Raw genomic sequence first — 23432 nt, forward strand, 5'->3', positions numbered from 1 at the left:
TTTAAAGCAGCATTGGAAAACAATTCATAATTTTCGTAATATGATCGATTGCTCCTGCTTCCCAACCAACGATTTTAATTCTAACCTATCCCTAGATCGCCTAGTAATTAAATAATAGATTTTCATATCAGGATTGTAATAAGTCACGGCTGACTCTTTTAAGTGCACCTCAATTTCCGTTCTATAGCCAAAAAGACTATCTGCAGGAATTGAAATCTCCCTGGAGCCAATCCAGGAAAAGGTCAAATATTGAATGTAATGGTCATAAATTGACAGCTGAGGAAATTCCCCATCATCATTGGAAATAAAACCTGTAACAATTTTTTTCTCTTTATTCTGCACCAAAAGATTCACACCAGGATGAGGTTCTCCATCACTGTTGTAAACCCTAATTCGTAAAAATAATTTTTCCCGATCATTGAGATCCTTTTTCTCAGTTTAACCTCACTTTGAAGAATTGTGTCCTGAGGTTTGTATTTAAAAACAATGGTGTCCCTTGAAATATGATAATTTCCACCTGAAATCGTTTTTTGTCCCAAATGCTCATAAGTGGTTTTATCAAAAGGTCCATTAACTTTAAAATTATATGTAACACCTAAATCGGCAATTATGAGGGATGGATCAATTAATTGATAGGTGCCAGTAATTTCCTGAGAAATAGCCTGATATGAAAATAAAAATAGTGAAAGATAGATAAATTTTTTAACAGCCAGCATTTTTTCCTTTTTGTGTTTTTGTATTTCCATTTACATCTTTCCCTGTGAGTTCAACTGCAATGACATCTTTTATTCTTTTCCTATCATCTGGATTTGTAACATTTGCAACAAACCACGATATACTTATTAGTTCCAGGTTCACTCTTTACAAATTTTGACACTAAAATACCATTTTTCACCCGGTATCCTTTAATAAATTTAAGGTTGAGATCTGAAATAATGATCCTTCCGCTGAACAGGTTCTTGTTCTCACCCTGTTCATCGGCTATCATTTTGAATAGAACACTTTTAAGTTCTCCGTCGATTTTAAGGAGTAGTATTCGACTGTAAACACCGGCATATTTAGTTTTTACTGGAATAACGGTCAAGTGTTGGTGACTGTTATTTATGGTTTCAAACTGCATCTGGTTGTAAAAGATACTAAGCTCGCTGCTCTTACCGGATTTCCCGACAGTAAGATTATGAAGTAAATCTACCGCCTCTTTTTTAGAAACGGTAGTAAAGTGATTTTTCGAGTTTTTATCCTGAGGTCCAGTCAATTCCTCTTTTTCACAGGAAAACATAAAAAAGAGAGCCACAACCACTAAGTAAATTTTCTTCATTTAAATGGATTTTTAAAAGTTGATTAAAAATTTCGCATTTAAATGTGTAGGGACACCAAGCTTAAAAAGCAACAGAAATTATTTGAAAGGGCAATATATATATATTAAAATTCCAAAATTTTTTGAGAATAAAATTTATTTTTAGCTTTTTTACCCAAGTCTTTTCAAGGTTTATTATGAAGTAGACCTTAAATGGAAAGATATAGATATTGTAATGGAAAAAGGAAAATCCGTGCCGGGTTGAGGTTGTTATTGACGTTTGAGAAGATCACTTCGGTAGACAAGGCTTTGAAGGTATTAGAGCCGCTAAAAGCCCCCTTGCCCCAGAAGTTTCGGGAGAATAAGAAACCGCTGCGCAAAGTTTAACTTCGTTGATTTTTCGATTTTATTACTTTGAGCTTTTCATTGCAGGTTAAAAATCTTTAGTTATCCAAAGACTTGCAACTTTGCAGCGAAATAATTTTTAACTATCATCAAATATAAACATCTGGAAGTCAAGACACTTTCAGATGTTTATAAATTAATTTATGATTACAGTATGCACGACATCATGAGACCTCTTGCAGTTAGTTTCCTGACTTTGCATCGGAAACCTAAACAAAAATATCTACAACTTCCAACCAATTAATTAAACTCTAAATTAAAAAGTACCTATTTAAGTACTTTTAATTATCTTTGCATTATGGAAACAGTAAATTATACAGAATTTCGTGCAAATCTAAAACATTGGTTCGATAAAGTAGTGAATGACGTAAGCGATATTATTATCAGGCGTAAAAGCGGTAAAGACCTCGTATTAATTTCTCTGGACGAATACAACTCACTTAAGGAAACCACCTATTTGCTAACAGGAAAAAACAGAGATATTTTATTAAACTCTATTAAAGAACTGGAAGAGGGTCAAGGCGTTCAAAAAGACCTGATCGAATAGATGAAGTTAACCTGGTCTACTTCTTCCTGGGAGGATTATTTGTATTGGCAAAAAGTCGATAAGAAAATAGTAAGACGAATTAATGAACTTATTAAAAGTTGTATGCGGACACCTCATGAAGGCATAGGTAAACCCGAGGCTTTAAAGGGCGATTTACAAAGTTATTGGTCAAGACGAATAACATCAGAACATCGACTAGTTTACAAATATGAAAATGAAGAAATATTGATAGCAGCCTGTCGTTATCATTACGGAAAATAATACCGCACAGAACCTCACCCCCTAATCTGCAATTGCATCGCGTTCTTTAGGCTTTCCAAAGCTCTTATTATTATCCCAGGTGCACAAAGTCTTTTTCTCATTTATCTATCTCTCACACTCTCACGACGGTGCATTGAAAGTATGTTTAAAATTTCGCCTATAATAGAAGCCCGGTTTTGGAAGTCAGGAAACTTCCAGATGTTCTCAAATTGATACTGACCTCTAAAATACTTTAATCCTCATTGAGGGCTTAACCCGCCTGACCGTCGGGCAGGCTCCCCGTCCCGATAGCTATCCGGGATGCCTGGATTTTTTAAAAATATTTTCCTCCCGATAGCAATCGGGACATACCTCGTGGGCCCGCCCGTACCGTTCGGGCGGGCCCACGAGGTTCTTGATTGATAAAAGGCGGCATTGCCGCCGCCTTGAATTTTTAAGTGTTGTTTATTTAATAATTAAACCGCAATAGGGCGTTCATCTTGGATTCTTTCTCCGGCATAAAAGCAGATTCTATTAAGAACACAGATCCTCCCTGTTCTATTACCTTTTTGGCAGCCAGGTTCATTAAAGAGATATTATCCCCGGTTTGACCATCCTGTACTTCTACAGACATTTTTTCCTCGTTAAAAGTTCCAAAAATATCTTCCCTGTTCTCGAGGAATAAGGTATCTACCTTTCCCTCATATATTGATGGGATTATATCTGTGATCTTGGTAGAGGTCATTTCGGGTGGTTGCTCATTGAACTCCTTCATTTTTTCCTCTTTTTGTTTATCAAAATGAGGTTGTAACTGCTCTACTGCCTTGGCATGTAATTCCAGTATATGCTGGTTGTCATTAGGATTACCCGGCACGCATTTATCGTATAAATGATCATAGGTATTGGCCTCCTGGTATATAGGGAAAAGGTAATCTTCACAAGAAACAACTAAAGGCACAGTTTCATGATGAATTATCTTATCTATTCCCTGGTCTACCGCTCTAAAAAATCGCAGGAATTCATCTTTTCGTTCCCTGGTGGCCGGGGCATACCCATGTTGGGTATTTATAGATCCTTTGTGATTGAGATGTTTTTCTTCAAAATCATACCCAACCCGATCCTGTAACTTTTCCGGGGCAAGATCTTCTATATCAATTTGGGTAATGCTATAGTTGGTAGCCTCATAAAATGATACTTTTTTAGGCTGTATTTCAAGAATGAAAAACTTTCCTTTTCCGGAAAACATTGGCACCAATGGTTTCAAATAGAATTCCTTACCTATATAATGATACGCTTCAAAATTTACGGGAAGGGTATAGTATTCAAATGCATTTTCTGCAGCGAAAACCGCAAGCCCGTCAGACTGGTGCCGCCAGAAATTATTGTCATCAATCAATTTTTGAAAATGCACACCAATTTTTTCAATTTTATCTTTGGAATGACCCGTTTTCTCAAGTTTGGTTTTTACTTCCTTCCACTGAGATTTTAAATGGCGCTGGTTCTTTCCTTCAAGAACGTCTTTTCCTGCACGTTGGGTTGGTATAAAAACAGAGACACAAACATCACTGTTAAAAAGTGATAAACTCGTAAAATCTTCTTTACTTATTAATGACATATTTGATTATTTTTTTATGAGGAACAAGCCTGGTAATCAGCAATATAAAGTCCAGGTTCCTACCTATTTATAATAACTAAAAGATAAGCCGATTTGCTATGAAATCAAAGGATGAAATCGCCAGTTTGTGCTAAATATTCCTTAAAAAGATGTTATTATTTGATAATAGTATCATTTTGAAGAATTCTGTATAAACAGAATGAATGGCAGGATCACGGAAGGACCAAACTAAATGATAAATTCTTTTGTGAAAATATACAGGATTAACTGCCATTATTATTGATAGGATTTCTTCAGGAAAAACCTAAGGCCGAATCCTGAAATGAGCAATGCAAACCCTGAGAAAATGACATCAGGATCGAGGAAAAACGCCATTTCCAGTCAGCCTGACAATCCAAGAGTTGAAGTCATTTTCCATATCTTCTATCCTCATTAGGCTGCTTAAAGGCAAGTTAATTGGTAATGCTTTAATACCACAGGATAGTAAAAGTGGCAGAAATTGTTTTGAGACGGCATATATTGAAATTCTAAAATTTTTGAGAAAGAATAATTTCTGGTTATTTCTGCAAAGTTCTATTAGGTATTTCAAACAAAATTTTTAGTCCAACCCGGGAAGGAGGAGGGAATTATTCAGTATGGTAGTTTGTGTACTAGGATCACCGGCAGCTCGTAAAATATTAAGGTCTAATGCGCTTTAGTTCAACACTTAACATTTAAAAAAATAATATTGGATATCGGGAATTCTTATTTTGAAACAGTTACCATTTCAAATTTTCCTCGATATTTGCGAATTAATGAGTACTAATTTAAATTAAAGTATTGTGTGCGGAATTGTTTGTGCGTTTGAATTAAAGGAAACCTCTGAAACACTTAGGCCCCAGCTGTTGAGCATGGCCAAATGTCTGCGCCACCGCGGCCCGGACTGGAGTGGGATCTATAGCAACGAAAAAGCCATTTTGGCCCATGAACGTTTGGCGATTGTAGATCCTACCTCAGGGAAACAACCTTTGTTAAGCGAAGATAAAAACCTGGTTTTGTCTGCCAATGGCGAAATATATAATCACCAGGCTTTGCGAAAACAGTTTGAAGGAAAATATCATTTTCAAACCAAGTCTGATTGTGAAGTGATCCTGGCTCTGTACCAGGAAAAGGGAACTAAATTCCTTGATGAACTCAACGGGATTTTCGGCTTTGCATTGTATGATGTGGAGAAGGATGAATATCTAATAGCCCGCGACCATATGGGGATCATTCCCCTATACATAGGCTGGGACCAAAACGGAACTTTTTATGTCGCTTCAGAATTGAAAGCGCTGGAAGGACATTGTACCAAAATAGAATTATTTCCTCCGGGGCACTATTTGTCCAGCAAAGAAGAAGGGTATCAACGGTGGTATACCCGGGACTGGATGGATTATGACAATGTTAAGGATAATGAGACCAGTATTGCTAAACTTCGGGAAGCCCTGGAAGCATCTGTGCACCGTCAGTTAATGAGTGACGTGCCTTACGGGGTGTTGCTTTCCGGCGGACTCGATTCTTCAATAACTTCAGCCTTGGCAAAAAAATATTCGGATAAACGAATTGAAAGCGGAGATACCGATGCGGCCTGGTGGCCAAGATTGCACTCTTTTGCTACCGGACTGGAAGGTTCCCCCGATCTTGCTGCTGCTAGAAAAGTAGCCGACTATTTGGATACGGTACATCACGAAATAAAATTTACAATTCAGGAAGGTATTGATGCTATTAAGGATGTTGTTTATCAACTTGAAACCTATGATGTAACCACCATCCGGGCTTCTACTCCAATGTATTTAATGGCGCGTGCTATTAAAGCGATGGGAATAAAAATGGTGCTTTCGGGAGAAGGTGCCGATGAGATCTTTGGAGGATATCTATATTTTCATAAAGCACCTAATGCAAAAGAATTTCACGAAGAAACCGTGAGGAAGCTCGATAAGTTGCATCAATATGACTGCCTGAGGGCAAATAAATCCCTTGCTGCCTGGGGAATTGAAGGAAGAGTGCCTTTTCTTGATAAGGAATTTATGGATGTGGCCATGAGGATCAATCCGCAGGAGAAAATGATCAATGGGGAGCGTATGGAAAAATGGATCTTACGGAAAGCTTTTGAAGATTACCTTCCAGCTAGTGTGGCCTGGAGACAAAAGGAGCAGTTTTCAGATGGGGTTGGCTATAGCTGGATAGATACCTTAAAAGAAATGGTAAATACCCAGGTGAGCGATGAACAATTAAAAAATGCTCATTTCAAATTCCCTGTTCAGCCACCCAGGAGCAAAGAAGAATTTTTTTACAGAGCTGTTTTTACGGAGCATTTTCCCAGCGATGCCGCCGCACTTTCTGTTCCTTCGGTAGCTTCGGTTGCCTGCAGCACACCAACAGCATTGGAGTGGGATGAATCTTTCAGGAATTTGAATGACCCTTCAGGAAGAGCAGTGGCAAACGTGCATTCTGAAGCTTATAAAAAAGAAGGAAAAGCTGCAGCTCTATAAGTGGAATAAATGCAAAACTTCAAAAATACAAACCTCACAATACTGAAACTTCAGTCTTGTGAGGTTTTTTTTATATTCCAAAATGTAAAAAAGCATCTTCCAAATGTTCTATTTTGGTGCCGGCTTTGTTTTTAATAATGCCCATAATATCAAAACGTACCTGTACATCCATATTATGATGGGTAACAAAATGATCAACCGCTTTTACCATCCGCTGAATTTGTTTTGCTTTTAAAAATTCCTGCGGACTTCCAAAATCCGGGGTGCTTCGGGTTTTTACTTCGATTATGGCCAGGACATTTACTTTTCGTGCGATGATATCTACTTCCGCTTTTTGATATTTGAAGTTTCTGGCAACAATTTTATATCCTTTCTTCAGAAGAAATTCTACTGCAAGATCCTCTCCTTTTTTACCTAGTTCATTGTGTGCCGCCATATTTCGCTTTTATGAATCCTAATGCCATTTTGTGAGGAAATGATCAAAAGTACTTAATGTTAAGTAAATTGGTTGTGGGGGATATTACCTAGTTTTGTCGCTTCTTTGGTTAGTTTTTATAGATTAGGGTTTGCACTTTAAGATTTAATGCTACTATTTCTTCCGCGGAAGCTTTTACGATATGATCTCCATAAAATTTGGTTTTCGGTTCTTTTTCGGGAGCGAGGAATATCCGCAAATTGCTGTTTTCAAGTTCGCCGTCATTCCACACTACTGCACCGCTGTAGTCCCATCCAAACCCATAGAATGAGATTGGTTTGCTGTTTAGCTGGTTTAATTGGTTAAAGGTGGTTCCAATTCCAATTCCCGTAGCGGATTTCCAATTTCCTTTATCGTTAAACCGGATATCGTTTATTACCGTTCGTTCTTCATCTTTCCAGGTAATTTCCAGGTGGTTGGGAGTGTCCGGGAATAAAATACAATAAGGCCTTTCTTCTGTGTCTTCTTCATAAATACCTGTTGCTTCCTTTATATTGGCATCCGGATAACGGTTTTTTATATCTTCAGAAGTTAATTTGATAAGATCTTCAATCACAAATCTGTCAGCAGAGGCCGCTAAAGGTTCTTTAACAGTTTTACAGGATGCCAGGCTCAACACTGTGAGCAGCAGAAATAAATTTTTCATTGGTTAAGTTTGGATAAATTTAGACAGAATTCCCATACAGAAACTGTCTTTTGCAAGATTTTAACTTGTACTATTTAGCAGATGCTTACCTTTACGGACTCAAAAAATTTCAGGAATAAATGAACACCACTACACAACGATATACCATTACCGCAGCATTGCCTTATACAAACGGGCCTATACACATTGGACATTTAGCAGGTGTGTACGTTCCAGCCGATATTTATGCACGGTTCTTAAGAATGCAGGGAAATGATGTGGCTTTTGTGTGCGGAAGCGATGAGCACGGAGTGGCAATCCCAATGAAAGCCAAAAAAGAAGGAATTTCTCCACAACAACTCATAGATAAGTACCACGCCATCATAAAGCAATCTTTTGTTGATTTTGGGGTGTCTTTTGATAATTATTCCAGAACTTCTGCTAAGATCCATCAAGAAACAGCTTCCGGGATTTTCAGCAAACTATATAAAGATGGAAAGTTTATTGAAGAAACTACCCAGCAGCTTTACGATGCCGAGGCCGACCAATTTCTTGCAGATCGTTTTGTAACGGGAACGTGTCCCAAATGCGGAAATGAAGAAGCTTATGGAGATCAATGTGAAAGCTGCGGTTCTTCCCTTAATGCCACCGATCTTATCAATCCTAAATCGGCTATTTCTGGTGCAGTGCCTACTATGAAGGAGACAAGGCATTGGTTTTTACCGTTAGATCAATATGAAGACTGGCTTAAGGAATGGATCCTCGTGGGGCACAAAAAGGACTGGAAAGTAAATGTATACGGGCAGGTGAAATCCTGGATAGATGAAGGCCTGAAACCCCGTGCCGTAACGCGCGATCTCGATTGGGGAATTCCCGTGCCGGTTGAAGGTGCAGAGGGGAAGGTACTTTATGTATGGTTTGATGCTCCAATTGGATACATCTCCTCTACAAAAGAATGGGCAGAGCGGGAAGGAAAGAACTGGGAGGATTACTGGAAAGCAAAAGATACCAAACTTGTTCATTTTATAGGAAAGGATAACATCGTTTTTCATTGTATTATTTTCCCCATTATTTTAAAAGCAGAAGGAAGTTATATTTTGCCGGAGAATGTTCCTGCAAATGAATTTTTAAACCTGGAAGGAAAGAAGCTTTCCACCTCTAAAAATTGGGCGGTCTGGTTGCATGAATACCTTGAAGATTTTCCCGGCCAGCAAGATGTGCTCAGGTACGTTTTAACAGCCAATGCTCCGGAAACAAAGGATAACGATTTTACCTGGAAAGATTTTCAGGCCAGAAATAACAATGAACTGGTCGCTGTTTTTGGGAATTTTATCAATAGAGTAGTGGTTCTTACAGATAAGTATTACGAAGGAGAAGTTCCTTCTCCCGGAGTTTATTCTGAAGTGGATGAACAAACCCTGGCTACTTTAAGAGCATATCCTGCGGTAATTGCAAGTTCCATTCAGAAATACCGATTCCGGGAAGCACAAGGAGAATTGATGAACCTGGCACGACTTGGAAATAAATATCTGGCAGATGAAGAGCCGTGGAAAGTTATTAAAACCGATGAAGAACGGGTGAAAACCGTTATGTATGTAGCTTTACAAATAGCTTCAGCCCTTGCAACCTTAAGCGAACCATTTTTGCCGTTCACCTCAGCAAAACTGAAAAAGATATTGAATATGGAACAGGAAAGTGTTGCTTCGCCTGGAAAAGAAGCAACCTTATGGGATGAGATCTCAACCAAAGAGGGATTGCTTTTATCCGGACATAAAATAGGAAAAGCCGAATTGCTTTTCAGCAAAATCGAGGATGAACAAATTCAGGAACAATTGGAAAAACTAGAAGTTACCAAAGCTGCGAACGAAGCAGAAAATAAAAGAATGGAACCACAAAAGGAGACCGCTACATTCGAGGATTTCTCAAAAATGGACCTGCGAACAGGAACCATCGTGGAAGCCACAAAGATGCCAAAAGCCAATAAGCTACTCGTGTTAAAGATTGATACAGGTTTGGATATTAGAACGATTGTTTCCGGGATCGCTGAAAGTTTTAAGCCGGAGGAAATTATTGGTAAAAAAGTAACAGTGCTGGTGAATCTTGCTCCAAGAAAATTACGTGGTGTCGAAAGTCAGGGAATGATCCTGATGACCGAAGATGCTCAGGGAAAACTGGTGTTTTTGAATCCTGATACCAATGGGGTTGAGAACGGAACGGTAATCTCTTAGGTCTCGACTCCGCCCGACCAGTCCATTGTTTTGTCTCCCCGAGCGGAGTCGAGGGGTATTTGTCAGGAAGGATTTCACTTTCAAGAATAGGGCTCGACTCCGCTCGACCTGACAACGTTTTATCTCCAGGAGTTGAGGAGTTGGAAGTACAGCAGAGAAATTAGGTTAAAAAATTTATTATCATCTTTGCCTGACCAGTCGATTGTTTTGTCTCCCCGAGCGGAGTCGAGGGGTTATTTGTCAAGAAGGATTTCACTTTCAGGAATAGGGCGCGACTCCGCTCGACCTGACAACGTTTTATCTAACCGAGTTGAGTAGTTGGTAGTGCAGCCGAAAAAAATTTATTCTCATCTTTGCCCGACCTGACAATTGTTTGTCTCCCCGAGCGGAGTCGAGTGGGTCTGTTGGAAATCAAGATATCTTATGAAACGCTATTATGTTTACATACTTGAATGTTCAGATAAGCTGTTTTATACGGGAATAACAAATAATATCTCACGAAGAATTGAAGAGCACAATTCGGGGCTAAATAAAAATAGTTTTACATATAAAAGAAGACCGGTTATTTTAAAATTCTATCAGGAATTTAACGATGTGGTTCACGCAATTTATTTTGAAAAGAAGATTAAGAATTGGAGTGCAAACAAAAAAAGAGCATTGATTGAAGGGGAATATAATTTACTAAAGATTCTTGCAGAATGTAAAAATATGTCTCATTATAAATTTAAACCAGGGAGAGAATAGGTCTCGACTCCGCTCGACCTGACAACGTTTTATCTCCAGGAGTTGAGGAGTTGGAAGTACAGCAGAGAAATTAGGTTAAAAAATTTATTATCATCTTTGCCTGACCAGTCGATTGTTTTGTCTCCCCGAGCGGAGTCGAGGGGTTATTTGTCAAGAAGGATTTCACTTTCAGGAATAGGTCTCGACTCCGCTCGACCTGACAACGTTTTATCTCCAGGAGTCGAGGGGTATTTGTCAAGAAGGATTTCACTTTCAAGGGTAGGTCCCGACTCCGCTCGACCAGACAGAAGCCAAATTATTTAAGTCAATTTTATTCCGCTCGACCTGACAGAGACTCAATTAGAATAATAAAAAATGCTCAAAATCGCTTATCACGCTATCTTTAAACATCCTTTGCCGGAAGGTCACCGGTTCCCGATGGAAAAATATGAGTTGTTGCCAAAACAGTTGCTTCACGAAGGAAGCTGCACTGAAGCAAATTTCTTTGAGCCCGAAATGCCGGAAGAAGCTGCTATTCTCGCGGTGCATGATGAAAATTATTTCCGGTCCTTACAGGATTTAAGTTTAGATAAACGGGCAGAAAGAAAAATTGGTTTTCCGCTCTCAGAAGCATTGGTAAGCCGGGAGCAAATCATTGCCGATGGCACAATAAAAGCCAGTGAATTTGCTTTGCAATATGGAATTGCTATGAATATAGCTGGCGGAACCCATCACGCCTATACTAATCACGGGGAAGCATTTTGTTTACTAAACGATCAGGCCATTGCGGCCAGATACCTTCAGAAAAATAAATTAGCTAAAAAAATTTTGATTGTAGATCTGGATGTGCACCAGGGAAATGGTACAGCAGAAATCTTTGCAAATGATGATTCGGTATTTACGTTTTCAATTCACGGCAGGAACAACTATCCTTTTAAAAAAGAACATTCAGATTTAGATATTGCAATGCCCGATGGAACCGGAGATAAAGAATATTTAAAAATCTTAAAGGACACTCTTCCAAAGCTGATTGAACAACAGCAGCCAAATTTTATTTTTTATCTAAGCGGAGTAGATATTCTTTCAACCGATAAACTTGGAAAACTTGGTTGCACCCCTGAAGGATGTAAAGAGCGGGATCGTTTCGTTTTACAACTTTTGAAAAATTCGAAAATACCCGTTGAGGTGAGTATGGGTGGTGGTTATTCTCCGGATATTAAAACTATTATTGAAGCTCATGCGAATACCTATAGAATGGCCCAGGAGATATATTTTTAATCCCAAAATCGGGTTGAATTTACTGACTAAGAAAGGAGAAAACATCCAGCATTTTTTGCCTTCGTGAAGAACTCCTCAAAAATTAAGTGCTCCTGGAAAATAGCTTCCCGGAGCACCTAATGAATGTTTTGCAATCCCTATTTTAGATACCGTCATAAAGAATAAGCATTTACGCTTATTTACCCATCAAAAGCAACTCGTTACATACAATTTCTGTAATGTAGCGTTTGTGGCCGTCCTTGTCCTCATAACTGCGGGAGGTAAGTTTTCCTTCTATGCCCACTTCTTTTCCTTTTGGAACATAATTTTCGATAAGTTCGGCGGTTTTGCCCCAGGCAATAATATTGTGCCATTGAGTGTCTGTGATCTTTTCGCCTTTGGAGTTTTTGTACGACTCATTAGTAGCGATGGAGAATTTTGCCAGTTTTTTACCGGATTCAAGATTCATGATTTCAGGCTCGTTTCCTACGTGGCCAATCAATTGTACTTTGTTTCTTAAAGTGCTCATAACGATAGAATTTATTGCAGTTGAAAATCATTGGTTCATTTCAACAGGACAAACTTATAGCAGGCACTTAGGCTTATTCGGTTGTGAAGGGTTTGTTTTCGTTTACTTTCGTTTGTAAGCGTTTGTTGTCGGTTAAAGGTTTGATAATCTGATTTTTTTAAACTGGTTTTTCACAATGTTCAGCGAAAGTCTGGATGTTTTCAAAAAAGCAAAGACGTGAAAAAGCTCTTAAGCCCAACAGTTACGATTAAAGCAAGTTTCGGGAGTAGGGACTGGCACTTATTGGATTATCCAATTTATTTCTTAGGATTCTAAATTACATTTTTTCAACAAAACTCGTTATTTGCGATAACCCACTTAGCTACTGGCGGTACCCTTTAAAAAGGTTTCAGGAGTCATTACAGCTAATTCGCTTTTTTTATAATCTTTTATATCCCTGGTGAGGACAATACTTATTTTACCATTTTTAATAGCTGAAAAATTTTGTATTGCGTCTTCAAAATCTTTAAAATCGGAGTTTAAAGAATCAAGAACTACTTCTTTATCTATTTTTAAAACATCAATAATAGTCAGTAATTGTTTTATTTTTTCAATTACGATTTCGTGTTTTGCTGTTTTCCTTAGTAAATAATATACGTTACAAACAATTACCGGAGTTATAAATCCTTTTAACTTATTTTCTTCGCATAAGTTTAGAATAGCTGTAGTAAATTCTGCGAAGGGTTCTCTGTCAAAGAAAAAATCTAAAATGACATCGGTATCAATAAGAACATTTTCCATTATAGATATTTTTCTTCTAAACGGTTTCTAAGTTCTTTTTCGTAGTCCATATTTTTGGGCATTTTGAAAGATCCTTTCAAAGATTTCACTATAGGATTCAGTTTTTTACCCTTTTGTTTTTGTTCTTCTTTTGTAAGCGCTTTTAAATAGTTTTCGATAATATCTGAAAGACTTTGATTTTTTTCTTTAGCGTAATTTTTTGCCCTTTTTATGATTTCTTGTTCTATTGTTAATGTGAGTTTAGTATTCATCACTTTTCAATTGAAAGTTATAAGGACAAAAATAAAGAAGAATTTCATTTATACGTGTTATTTTTTAATTATTAACACGTGTTGCAATCCGCTTGTCGCTAACTGTGGCTTTAATTTCCTTTTGGCCGCTCTTACCATTCGGGTAGTATTTCATCGAAATTCTGGATATTTCTTGCTTTGACTTATTTTATGAGCTTGCTTCGAGCTAACTGATTAATGAGCTCATATTTTAAGAATTTTATTTAAACACATAAGGCGTAAAATGATTATTGGTTTAACCTCCATGTTTTGTTAAATATGTCTGTTTTATGATTAATCTCATAAAAGTTTGGATTAAGCAATCAGGCTGGATTCATTATTTTTAAGGTGTCCTTTATTTTTATGGGTTAACCCCAAAAATTTGCTTTCCCCAACTGCAAATTTGATTCTAAAGATTGGTTTTTACTTTTGAAATTATACAGAAATATTCATAATTGAATTGAGAATGAAAAAGCAGGATCAAATATCCGGGGAAGCATGGTACGCGATTGAAGATTCTGGAATTTTTGATAAGTTAAAAGCATCAAAAGGAGGCCTTTCACCGGAGGAGGTAAAATCCAGGCGGGAAATTTATGGGGAGAATAAACTTCCGGAGGGAAAGAAAGTCACCTTGTTGGAGATCATCCTTCATCAGCTGCTAAATCCGCTCATATTTATTCTTATTGCTGCTGCAATTGCTTCTGTTGCAATTGGGGAAGCTAAAGATGCAATTTTTATTTTTCTTGTTATTTTCATCAACAGTGCAGTTGGTACTTACCAGGAATACAATGCCGAAAAAAGTGCTGCTACATTGCAAAAACTTTTAAGGATTAAGGCGAGCGTGCGAAGGGAGGAAAAACAACTGAAGATCCCTTCAGAAGAGCTGGTGCCGGGGGATGTTGTTTTATTGGAATCGGGAATTAAGGTTCCGGCAGATATTCGGATAATTGAATCTTCAGGCCTTGAAATAGATGAAAGTCTTTTAACCGGAGAATCTGTATCGGTAAAAAAGCAGTCTGGAACACTAAATAAAAACCTTGGTATCGCAGAACGTACCAACATGGCATTTGCTGGATCAACCGTTTTATACGGACGCGGTTGGGGTTTGGTTGTTTCCACAGGTTTAGAAACCGAAGTTGGAAAGATTTCTAAGCACGTTACAGAATCCGAGTCGGCGAAGCCACCGCTGGTCCAGCGTATGGAAAAATTCATCCAACAAATAGGCATCTTGATAATCGTGCTCAGTCTAATTATTGGGGGTATGCTCCATATCCAGGGATTGGCTATAATGGATATTTTCTTTTTTGTAGTTGCCCTTGCAGTTTCAGCAATTCCTGAAGGTTTACCCGTAGCCTTAACAGTGGCCTTGTCTATTGCAGCCAAACGCATGGCAAAGCGCAATGTAATTGTGCGCAAACTGAATTCGGTTGAAAGCCTTGGTAGTTGTACCGTTATAGCCAGTGATAAAACAGGAACGCTCACAGTGAACGAACAAACTGCCAAAAGAGTGATTTTACCGGACGGAAGTATTTTAAACATACAGGGAGAAGGCTATAACGGAGATGGTAAAGTATTCCGGAAAAATGAACCTGATAAGGAAATACATTTTTCCGAAAACAGAGAGATACAAAAAATTTGCAGAATCGCAGTTTGTGCCAATGAAGCCAGCCTGACTAAAGAAAATAACCAATGGGTGCATTATGGTGACTCTATGGATGTCGCTTTATTGGGGATGAGCTACAAATTTGGATTAGATCCCGAAAATAGTTCTTCTGAAAAAGATCCTCCTGATTTAATTCCTTACGAATCGGAAAGAAAATTTTCCGCAGCATTCTGTAAAAACAATAATATCGATTTAAAGGGTGCTGTGGAAACCGTCCTTGATTTTTGTGATACCATGTCCATTGATGGTTCCCCTGTTGAACTTAACAGGAATTTTATTTTGGAGCAGGCCGATAAATTGGCTAAACAAGGGTATAGGGTTCTTGCTTTTGCCAACAGGAAATGTCCCAATTATGAAAAGAAAAAAAATTATGAACCGGAAGATATTCCAAAACTCACTTTTTATGGGCTCGTAGGGTTTATTGATCCATTGCGTAGGGAGGCCATTTTATCCGTCGAACAATGCAAGAAAGCAGGAATTAAGGTTATTATGATCACCGGAGACCATCCTTCAACAGCCAAAACACTTGCACGTGAATTGGGAATTGCCAATGAGGATACCATTGTGGTAAACGGGAAAATGCTCCTGGAAGCTAATTCACCAAATGCTAAGGCGTATAAGGACCTTGTGGCAGATTCTACGGTATTTGCAAGGGTGTCACCTTCTCAAAAACTGGAGATTGTGGGTGTTTTAATTGATGAGGGAGAATTTGTGGCGGTGACCGGTGATGGAGTTAACGATGCCCCTGCTTTAAAAAGGGCAAATATCGGTGTAGCTATGGGTTCCGGCACCGATGTGGCAAAAGAAGTAGGATCGATGATTGTTGTAGACGATAATTTCTCTTCGATTGTAGCCGGGGTGGAAGAAGGGAGGTTTGCATATGATAATGTGAGGAAAGTGATTTATCTTCTTATTTCTACGGGAGCAGCAGAAGTAATTCTTTTTATTTGTTCGATCCTGGCGGGCCTTCCCTTACCCCTGCTTGCTGTGCAGCTACTTTGGCTTAATCTTGTAACCAATGGGATTCAGGATGTTGCCCTGGCTTTTGAGAAAGGAGAACCCGGAGCCATGATACGAAAACCAAGGAGTCCATCAGAGAAAATTTTTAATCCGTTAATGGTGAAGCAAACCTTGGTTTCCAGCGCTACAATAGCAACGATAGTTTTTGGATTATGGTATTGGATCAACACATATACTGAAATGGAAGAAACTCACGCCAGGAATCTAATTTTGCTGTTAATGGTATTCATGCAAAACTTTCATGTTTTTAATTGCCGTTCTGAAAGGGTTTCGGCCTTTAAAATACCCCTGAAAAAAAATATGATCCTGGTATTTGGTGTTCTTATGGCACAAGGCATCCACATCCTGAGTATGCAAATTCCGTTTATGCAAAATATCCTAAGAATTGAACCCATTAGTCTGAAAGAATGGTTTTATATTCTGCTTTTGGCGATCCCCATAATTTTGGTGATGGAACTATTTAAACTATTCAATGCCAAAAATGGCAAGCGAACCAAGGCAGTTGAAATAAATTCCCGGAATTGATTCCAGATTTTATATATTACCACAAATCGAAAGGCCGTTGTCTTTCCGCTATCAATTTTAGAATAAAATAAAAGAGTGCTATGTCGTTTAAAAAATTAAATATCCCATTAAAAGAAGCTTTGGAAAGGTTAGGCTATGAGAACCCACTCCCGTTTCAAAAAAAGGTTTTGTCTAAGATAAAAAGCGGGATGAACCTGTTTGGGATTGCTCCTGAAGGAAGTGGAAAAACCACAGCCTTGATTATAAGTGTGATTCAAAAACTGGAAAGTGAGGCTTTTGAAGATGCTCCCCGTGCTATTATTGTCGTGAAAGATAAAGAAGCAGCCCTTGAACTTGAAGATACGTTTAAAATTTTTACAAGGTATATGGACTTGAGGGTTTACAGCGCTTATGATCAACCGGATCTGGATGTTCAAAAAGGGGATATTTACGAGGGAATGGATATTGTAATTGCAACGCCAAACAAATTATTTAGACTATTTAAGGCTACCGGGATCAATGTAAGTCAGTTAAAATTATTCATTGTGGACGATGCCGAGTTTCTTCTTAAAAACAGCGCTTATAACGACCTTATTCGAATTCCACCGCATATCACAAAGTGTCAGTATTTGATATTTTCAACCGAATTCAATTCTAAGATCGAACGTTTAAAAGATTCATTTATGGCACATTCTGAAGAAGTAGTAATGAAATAAGATATTTTAAATTCGTTCCGCTAAAAACCAAATTACTTGCATTATTTTTCGGAATGAAACTGTTTCGGAATTTATAAACAGAATTATTTCTGAAGCGATTTTTGGCAGTTACATCAAGTGTAAAGTATGATCCGATTCCAGACCATTTTAATAGTATTAATACTGACTTCTATGACGACTCTAAGCGCACAGGACCTTTCTGTCCATAGGTGGGAAAACAGGTTTCTTATTCTTCTTACAGAAGATCCTGATGATATCCTTTATAAGAAACAGTTGGAAGAATTAAGCAACTGCCGAGAGGGGATGGAAGACCGGAAACTTATTGTTTACCATAGTACACGGGATAAATTCAGGAAGGGATTGGAAACCAAAGATGAGTGGCAAAATTCTATAGATATTTATAAAAAGTATAAAGAAAACAAATCGGGATTTCAGGTCCTGCTCATTGGGCTGGATGGCGGGGTAAAAATGGATCAATCTGAAATGATTACCTGTGAAAAACTTTTCGGTACCATAGATTCCATGCCAATGCGGAAAGCCGAAATGAGAAAAAATGAGAAAAGATAATTTCAATTATGAAAGCCGCAACTGTAAGTCAGCTTAAAAAAGAACTTTCGTATCGTTCTCCGGAAGAAGTGTTGGAGATCTGCCTCAGACTCTCCAAATTCAAAAAGGAGAATAAGGAATTATTAACCTATTTGCTATTTGAATCTACCGATGAAGCTGGATATATTGAAAGTGTAAAAAATGAAATCGATCTGGAATTTGAAAATATCAACACCAATACTTATTATTATATAAAAAAGAGTGTTAGAAAAATACTTCGAAGCATAAAAAAATACAGTCGGTATTCCCAAAAAAAGGAAACCGAAGTTGAATTACTGATCTATTTTTGTTCAAAATTAAAAACTTTTAAGCCTTCTATCTCAAGGAATACTACCCTTATGAATCTCTATAAGCGGCAATTGGATTTGGTTGAGAAGATCATTTCTACGCTACACGAAGACCTGCAATATGATTACAGGTTAGAATTGGAAAATCTGGCCAACTAATGGATACAGGTATTTCTAAGGAAAATCTTCAGGAAAATCTTTCCGGGTCTAATAGTGTTTCCTTAAATTTAGGTCACAAGCCTGTTTTGTAAGCTAAAGTCTAAAAGGGAGTTTTCGCTATTTAAACCATTTTTAAACTTTTTTCCTATCTTTAAGAGATGCAGGAAGCTTGTATAGAGTGCGGAGAAAAAATTGTAGGCAGGATCGATAAAAAGTTCTGTGGCGACTACTGTCGGAATTCCTATAATAACAAGATGAATAAGGACCGGAATAATCTGGTTCGAAACGTAAATAACCGCCTACGCAAGAATTACAGGATCCTGGAAGAACTCAACCCTGTAGATAAAACAAAAACCAGCAGGACGAAGCTGCTGGCTAAGGGTTTTAGTTTCGATTATTTCACAAGCATCTACACGACAAAATCCGGCACTATATATTATTTCATTTATGACCAGGGCTATTTGCCTTTGGAAGGTGATTATTACGCATTGGTAAAACGGACTTAACTATGCCAGTTTTGGCCACGTAATTTAAGTGCTGCACAGAGAATATCTTTTCGGCTTATTTGTCCAATCAACTTTCCGTTTTCAATAATAGGAAACCTTCTGCAATTGTGTTTGTAAAATAAAGAAGCACAATCAAAAATGCTTACGTTTTTATCTATGGTTGGAACATCGGTCTCCATATACTGTTCAACCTTCATATCTCCAATAGGCATATTATAATACCTGCTCTCTGATATTTGTTTCATACAATCGCCGTCAGAGATGATTCCCAACAGCTCATTGTTTTCATTTACCACAGGTGCACCGGAAATCTTATTTTTAATAAGGGTTTCCATCACCTCCACCACATAATGATCTTTTCTAAAGGTGATAAGATTTTCGCTCATATAATCCTTTACCTGGATGGAAGCGCTTTGAATTTTCTCCGGCTCCGCTCTTTTTCCCTCAAAACTTTTAATTCCCATAACCCTAACATTTTGATTATTAATCTTTTGAATATAACGAAAATTTTCCAGTTTTAGAAGAGGTGTATAAATTTATTTTATTCAGCTTAACTTATTTATCTTTAAACCTTAATAATTGTTCTCTTTTTATGCTGAAAAAATTATCCCCATTACTTATAATTCTGATTCTTATTTTTTGCGCCTGGTTTATTTCTTATTCCAGTATGCCCGGAAAAGAATCTTCTTCAGAAATCCCTGAAACCGAATTTTCTACTGAACGCGCATTCCTGCACATAGAAAACATCGCACAAACTCCACATTATTTGGGGAGCAGCGCGCATAGCAGGATAAGAAATTACATTGTGAACGAATTGCAGGAACTTGGCCTTGAAGTTCAAATGCAGGAAGGTTATAGCATTAATAATAAAGGAGTGATTACGCGCCCTCAAAATATCCTTGCAAGAATTCCCGGCAGCGAAGAAGGAAGCGCCCTGCTTTTAATGTCTCACTATGACAGTGCAGGGCATTCCTCTCCCGGGGCAAGTGATGCGGCAAGTGGAGTGGCAACCATTTTGGAAGGAATACGGGCATTTATTAAAAATGGCAAAGCCAACAAAAATGAGATCATACTATTATTTACCGATGCTGAAGAATTAGGATTGAATGGTGCCGATCTTTTTGTAAAGGAACATCCCTGGTCAAAAAATGTAGGACTGGCTTTAAATTTTGAAGCCCGTGGTAGCGGAGGAAATTCCTTTATGCTCCTGGAAACCAATTCTGGAAATGCAGCACTTATACGTGAATTCATTAAAGCCAAACCAGATTATCCGGTTACCAATTCCCTGGCCTACAGTGTTTATAAAATGCTTCCAAATGATACCGATCTCACAGTTTTGAGAGAGCAGGCCAATATTAATGGTTACAATTTCGCGTTTATAGACGATCATTTTGATTACCATACCGCGAGTGATATTCCGGAGAATCTTGATAGAGAAACCCTCGCACACCAGGGAAGTTATTTGATGCCACTTCTGGATTATTTCAAGGATGCCAATTTTTCAGAACTGAATTCTGAGGAAGATCTTATCTATTTTAGTCTGCCCGTTGGAAAGATCATCAGTTATCCTTTCTCTTATATCTTCCCGATGTTGATTCTCGCTTTTATCTCGTTTTTCCTGGTTTTAGGCTACGGGATTTTTAGAAGAAAGCACTTTTTGAGATCGGTGTTAAAAGGGATGCTCCCATTTTTTATAAGTTTGATAGGATCTGGAATTTTGGCGTATTTACTCTGGATGTTCTGCCTTATGATCTATCCTGAATATTCCGAAATGGAACATGGGTTTACCTACAACGGGTATTATTATATTGCAGCGGTAATTTTCCTAACTCTTAGCATTAATCTTTTCGCATATCATAAATTCAGTTCTAAGGATAATAAGGCTGGTTACCTGGTATTCCCTTTGTTTTTCTGGCTGTTAATCTGCCTTCTGGTCGCATTTTTTCTTAAGGGAGCGGCATATTTTATTCTGCCAGCATTTTTTGCGATTTTACAATTAGGGGTGATGCTTCGCCAAAAACAGCCAAACTTGTTTTTAATGCTGCTGTTAAGTCTGCCGGCACTTGTCATTCTATTGCCATTTATCACCACTTTCCCCGTGGCATTAGGATTAAAAATACTTTTTGTAACGGCTATACTTACCACCTTTTTATTCCTCTTTTTTCTTCCCGTTTTTACATATTTTAAGCTTAAAAAAGCCCTGGCGTTGCTATGTTTTTTAATATTTAATGTCCTGTTCATTACGGCGCATTTTAAATCTTCTTTTACAGAGGAAAGACCAAAACCCAACAGTCTTGTTTATCTCTTTAACGCAGATACGAAGGAGGCAAGTTGGAATTCCTATGACTTAATGGTCGATTCATGGACTTCCGAATTTTTTGGGGAGGATCCGGTAATTATCCCTTCTTCTGAAGAAGCTTTACAAAGTAAATATGGATCAAATTTCACTTTTAAGGCCAAAGCACCACTAAAAAATATTCCTGAACCGGGGGTTGTTTTTGAAAAACTGAACCCGTTGGATAGCCTGGATAAAACAAGCCGTTATTCCCTAAAAATTGCTCCAAACCGGAAAATTAACCGGATGGAACTCTATGTAGATAGAAAAGTCGATTTTGAAGAGTTTAAGGTAAATGGCCTTACCGCAGATTCGATTGATCTGGGAGCAAATTCATTTCACGTTTTTACCAAACGATGGCACAGCAGATTGCTCACGTATCATGCTGCAAACAGGGATACTTTAAGCATTGAATTTGTGGTTAAGGAAGAAAAACTGCCTGAATTCCTTTTATTTGAATCCAGTTATGATCTTTTGGAAAACCCGGAATTTGATATTCCGGAACGCAAAAAATCGATGATCCCAAGACCTTTTGTAGTTAATGATGCGCTTACAATAAGGAAAACCATCAAATTCAATTAATTTTATTAAAAAAATCCTCGGGCAAGGGGAGCAAAGTAGAACTACATGAATATATCACTATTAGGTTGCGGTTGGCTGGGATTGCCATTGGCTAAAAAGTTGCAGGAGGAAGGCCATGTAATAAAAGGTTCTACCACCAGTATGGAGAAGGTCAATAAGCTATCTGAAACGGGTCTTATTCCATACAGGATTCAGTTATTCGCGGAAGGAGTTCAGGGGGATCTTAGCGCATTTCTGGAAGATGCAGATTTGCTCATTATAGATATTCCACCAGGATTGAGAAGCGATCCTGAAGCGAATTTTATTGGAAAAATAGGAAGGCTGAACGATTTTATTAAAAAATCTGGCGTAAAAAAAGTACTTTTTGTAAGCGCCACTTCTGTGTATAAAGACGCCGAAGAATTTCCTGTTTATACCGAGGATGATTCCCCCAACGGAACCGCTGAAAATTCCCGGCAGTTAAAATCGGCAGAGAATGAATTGAAAAACAGTAACCTGTACGAAACCACGATAGTCCGGTTTGGAGGTTTGTTTGGCCCGGGTAGGCACCCGGTAAATTATTTGTCTGACAGGAAAAATATCAAAGATCCTAAAGCGCCGGTAAATTTGATCCACCTCGAAGATTGTATGGGCATCATCTCTAGAATAATTGAAAAAGAGGCATGGGGAGTTACCTTTAATGCGGTATATCCCGAACATCCCACAAAGGCCGATTATTATTCCAGAATAGCAGAGGAGAAAAATCTTGCCATCCCGGAATTTGATCTTGAGAAGGTTTCAAAAGGGAAGATCATAGAATCTGTAAAATTAGAAGAGGTGTTGGATTTTTCTTTTCAAAAGGGTGTTTATTCGATTTAACTGACTCTTGCCATTTGATGTTTTGAAAGCACTTTGAAAAGTATTTTAATACCTCATTGAGGGTTTAAAATGATAAGGAAAAAATAAAGGGCTCCTTCCCTTTTAAAGGGAAGATGGATTAATCGGCATTAGGTTTTATTTAGGTAACCAGAAATTTCCTTCCGATTAAGACGGAAGGGTTTTAAAGTAAATTATAACTGGAACAACCCTCCTTGAAGGATGGAAGCTTTTAAATTTTTTCAAGTTCAATGTATAAGGGTGAAATAATTTGGGTACGCTATTCCTTGCACTATTTTTTTATTTCGCCCTTACAGGGCTTCCTTAAATCGATATTCTCTAACCGATGGGCAATTGCCCATCGCTGATATATTTCGCCCTTTCAGGGCTGCTTAATACTACAGCCCTGAAAGGGCAAAATATCTTAACACAGGGTGAAGCCCTGTGTTAAGATATTCTCATAGATATAGCCCTGAAAGGGTGAAATATAGGTGCGCTATTCCTCATATCATTTTTTATTTCACCCCTTTCAGGGCTGCCTAATACTAAACGTTAGCAAGGGTTTGCTTCAAGAGATCTCAAATATTTCGGCAAATTCAAAGTCTAATTAGTATTATAATTTTAACCAGATTTTCTGCGAGGGATAGCAGCGGCAGCTCCCAATACCCGCAGGGGATTGGGACTACAGCGAATAGC

Annotated in this window: 22 protein-coding genes; 13 read left to right on the top strand and 9 right to left on the bottom strand. The window is 38.0% G+C overall.

Annotation, left to right across the window (positions count from 1 at the left end; genetic code table 11):
- Window positions 1–350 precede the first annotated feature (350 nt).
- Together GILLI_RS11705 and GILLI_RS11710 are read right to left on the bottom strand one after the other, a co-directional pair.
- Window positions 351–716 (bottom strand): hypothetical protein, encoded by a 366-nt coding sequence (locus GILLI_RS11705; protein WP_006989321.1) that lies wholly within the window; start codon window positions 714–716, stop codon window positions 351–353.
- Between the two features lie 83 nt (window positions 717–799).
- Entirely contained in the window at window positions 800–1318 is a 519-nt protein-coding gene (locus tag GILLI_RS11710; RefSeq protein ID WP_006989322.1) for a hypothetical protein, read from the bottom strand.
- Between the two features lie 682 nt (window positions 1319–2000).
- On the opposite strand from GILLI_RS11710, the gene GILLI_RS11715 reads away from it, so the two are divergent.
- Both GILLI_RS11715 and GILLI_RS11720 read left to right on the top strand, forming a co-directional pair.
- Window positions 2001–2249 (top strand): type II toxin-antitoxin system Phd/YefM family antitoxin, encoded by a 249-nt coding sequence (locus tag GILLI_RS11715; protein WP_006989323.1) that lies wholly within the window; start codon window positions 2001–2003, stop codon window positions 2247–2249.
- A complete protein-coding gene (locus tag GILLI_RS11720) occupies window positions 2250–2510 on the top strand; it encodes a Txe/YoeB family addiction module toxin (protein ID WP_006989324.1) in 261 nt (86 codons plus the stop codon).
- A gap of 448 nt (window positions 2511–2958) precedes the next feature.
- On the opposite strand, the gene GILLI_RS11725 is transcribed toward GILLI_RS11720, so the two are convergent.
- The gene (locus GILLI_RS11725; RefSeq protein WP_006989325.1) at window positions 2959–4104 is read right to left on the bottom strand and encodes a baeRF3 domain-containing protein; all 1146 of its coding nucleotides are present in this window, start codon (window positions 4102–4104) and stop codon (window positions 2959–2961) included.
- Between the two features lie 821 nt (window positions 4105–4925).
- Here GILLI_RS11725 and asnB point away from each other — a divergent pair.
- A complete protein-coding gene (gene asnB, locus GILLI_RS11730) occupies window positions 4926–6617 on the top strand; it encodes an asparagine synthase B (RefSeq protein WP_006989326.1) in 1692 nt (563 codons plus the stop codon).
- A gap of 70 nt (window positions 6618–6687) precedes the next feature.
- On the opposite strand, the gene GILLI_RS11735 is transcribed toward asnB, so the two are convergent.
- On the bottom strand, window positions 6688–7053 hold the full coding sequence (locus GILLI_RS11735) for a YraN family protein (RefSeq protein ID WP_006989327.1): 366 nt from the start codon (window positions 7051–7053) through the stop codon (window positions 6688–6690).
- Window positions 7054–7162: 109 nt separating this feature from the next.
- Window positions 7163–7738: a hypothetical protein gene (locus tag GILLI_RS11740; protein WP_006989328.1), complete on the bottom strand. Its 576-nt coding sequence runs from the start codon at window positions 7736–7738 to the stop codon at window positions 7163–7165.
- A 119-nt stretch (window positions 7739–7857) separates the two neighbouring features.
- Here GILLI_RS11740 and metG point away from each other — a divergent pair, with 119 nt between their 5' ends.
- The 3 genes from metG (at window position 7858) to GILLI_RS11755 (ending at window position 11946) form a co-directional block, all read left to right on the top strand.
- Window positions 7858–9945, top strand: a complete 2088-nt coding sequence (gene metG / locus GILLI_RS11745; RefSeq protein ID WP_006989329.1) for a methionine--tRNA ligase — start codon at window positions 7858–7860, stop codon at window positions 9943–9945.
- 423 nt (window positions 9946–10368) lie between these two features.
- Window positions 10369–10689, top strand: a complete 321-nt coding sequence (locus GILLI_RS11750) for a GIY-YIG nuclease family protein (RefSeq protein ID WP_006989330.1) — start codon at window positions 10369–10371, stop codon at window positions 10687–10689.
- Window positions 10690–11043: 354 nt separating this feature from the next.
- The gene (locus GILLI_RS11755; RefSeq protein ID WP_006989331.1) at window positions 11044–11946 is read left to right on the top strand and encodes a histone deacetylase family protein; all 903 of its coding nucleotides are present in this window, start codon (window positions 11044–11046) and stop codon (window positions 11944–11946) included.
- A 175-nt stretch (window positions 11947–12121) separates the two neighbouring features.
- On the opposite strand, the gene GILLI_RS11760 is transcribed toward GILLI_RS11755, so the two are convergent.
- The 3 genes from GILLI_RS11760 to GILLI_RS11770 all read right to left on the bottom strand — a co-directional run bounded on the left by GILLI_RS11760 (window position 12122) and on the right by GILLI_RS11770 (window position 13485).
- Window positions 12122–12454, bottom strand: coding sequence for a single-stranded DNA-binding protein (locus tag GILLI_RS11760; protein WP_006989332.1), 333 nt, complete (start codon window positions 12452–12454; stop codon window positions 12122–12124).
- A 357-nt stretch (window positions 12455–12811) separates the two neighbouring features.
- Complete coding sequence (locus tag GILLI_RS11765; RefSeq protein WP_006989333.1) at window positions 12812–13234, bottom strand: type II toxin-antitoxin system VapC family toxin; 423 nt, start codon at window positions 13232–13234, stop codon at window positions 12812–12814.
- Window positions 13234–13485: a DUF6364 family protein gene (locus GILLI_RS11770; protein ID WP_006989334.1), complete on the bottom strand. Its 252-nt coding sequence runs from the start codon at window positions 13483–13485 to the stop codon at window positions 13234–13236. The genes GILLI_RS11765 and GILLI_RS11770 overlap by 1 nt, the downstream gene beginning before the upstream one ends.
- 484 nt (window positions 13486–13969) lie before the next feature.
- Between GILLI_RS11770 and GILLI_RS11775 the strand changes: the two genes are divergently transcribed.
- The 5 genes from GILLI_RS11775 (at window position 13970) to GILLI_RS11795 (ending at window position 18964) form a co-directional block, all read left to right on the top strand.
- The gene (locus tag GILLI_RS11775; RefSeq protein ID WP_006989335.1) at window positions 13970–16711 is read left to right on the top strand and encodes a cation-translocating P-type ATPase; all 2742 of its coding nucleotides are present in this window, start codon (window positions 13970–13972) and stop codon (window positions 16709–16711) included.
- An 80-nt stretch (window positions 16712–16791) separates the two neighbouring features.
- Window positions 16792–17406 carry a DEAD/DEAH box helicase gene (locus GILLI_RS11780; RefSeq protein WP_006989336.1) on the top strand — a complete coding sequence of 205 codons (615 nt, stop codon included), beginning with the start codon at window positions 16792–16794 and terminating at the stop codon, window positions 17404–17406.
- A 171-nt stretch (window positions 17407–17577) separates the two neighbouring features.
- Window positions 17578–17973: a DUF4174 domain-containing protein gene (locus GILLI_RS11785; RefSeq protein WP_050855614.1), complete on the top strand. Its 396-nt coding sequence runs from the start codon at window positions 17578–17580 to the stop codon at window positions 17971–17973.
- Window positions 17974–17981: 8 nt separating this feature from the next.
- Window positions 17982–18458, top strand: a complete 477-nt coding sequence (locus GILLI_RS11790) for a hypothetical protein (RefSeq protein WP_006989338.1) — start codon at window positions 17982–17984, stop codon at window positions 18456–18458.
- A gap of 158 nt (window positions 18459–18616) precedes the next feature.
- Entirely contained in the window at window positions 18617–18964 is a 348-nt protein-coding gene (locus GILLI_RS11795; protein ID WP_006989340.1) for a hypothetical protein, read from the top strand.
- Here GILLI_RS11795 and GILLI_RS11800 read toward each other — a convergent pair.
- Entirely contained in the window at window positions 18961–19428 is a 468-nt protein-coding gene (locus GILLI_RS11800) for a CBS domain-containing protein (RefSeq protein WP_006989341.1), read from the bottom strand. The genes GILLI_RS11795 and GILLI_RS11800 overlap by 4 nt on opposite strands.
- A gap of 128 nt (window positions 19429–19556) precedes the next feature.
- Here GILLI_RS11800 and GILLI_RS11805 point away from each other — a divergent pair, with 128 nt between their 5' ends.
- Both GILLI_RS11805 and GILLI_RS11810 read left to right on the top strand, forming a co-directional pair.
- Window positions 19557–21881 carry a M28 family peptidase gene (locus GILLI_RS11805; RefSeq protein ID WP_006989342.1) on the top strand — a complete coding sequence of 775 codons (2325 nt, stop codon included), beginning with the start codon at window positions 19557–19559 and terminating at the stop codon, window positions 21879–21881.
- Between the two features lie 45 nt (window positions 21882–21926).
- Window positions 21927–22739, top strand: a complete 813-nt coding sequence (locus GILLI_RS11810) for an NAD(P)H-binding protein (protein WP_006989343.1) — start codon at window positions 21927–21929, stop codon at window positions 22737–22739.
- Window positions 22740–23432 lie beyond the last annotated feature (693 nt).

Source organism: Gillisia limnaea DSM 15749, assembly GCF_000243235.1.
Taxonomy (GTDB): domain Bacteria; phylum Bacteroidota; class Bacteroidia; order Flavobacteriales; family Flavobacteriaceae; genus Gillisia; species Gillisia limnaea.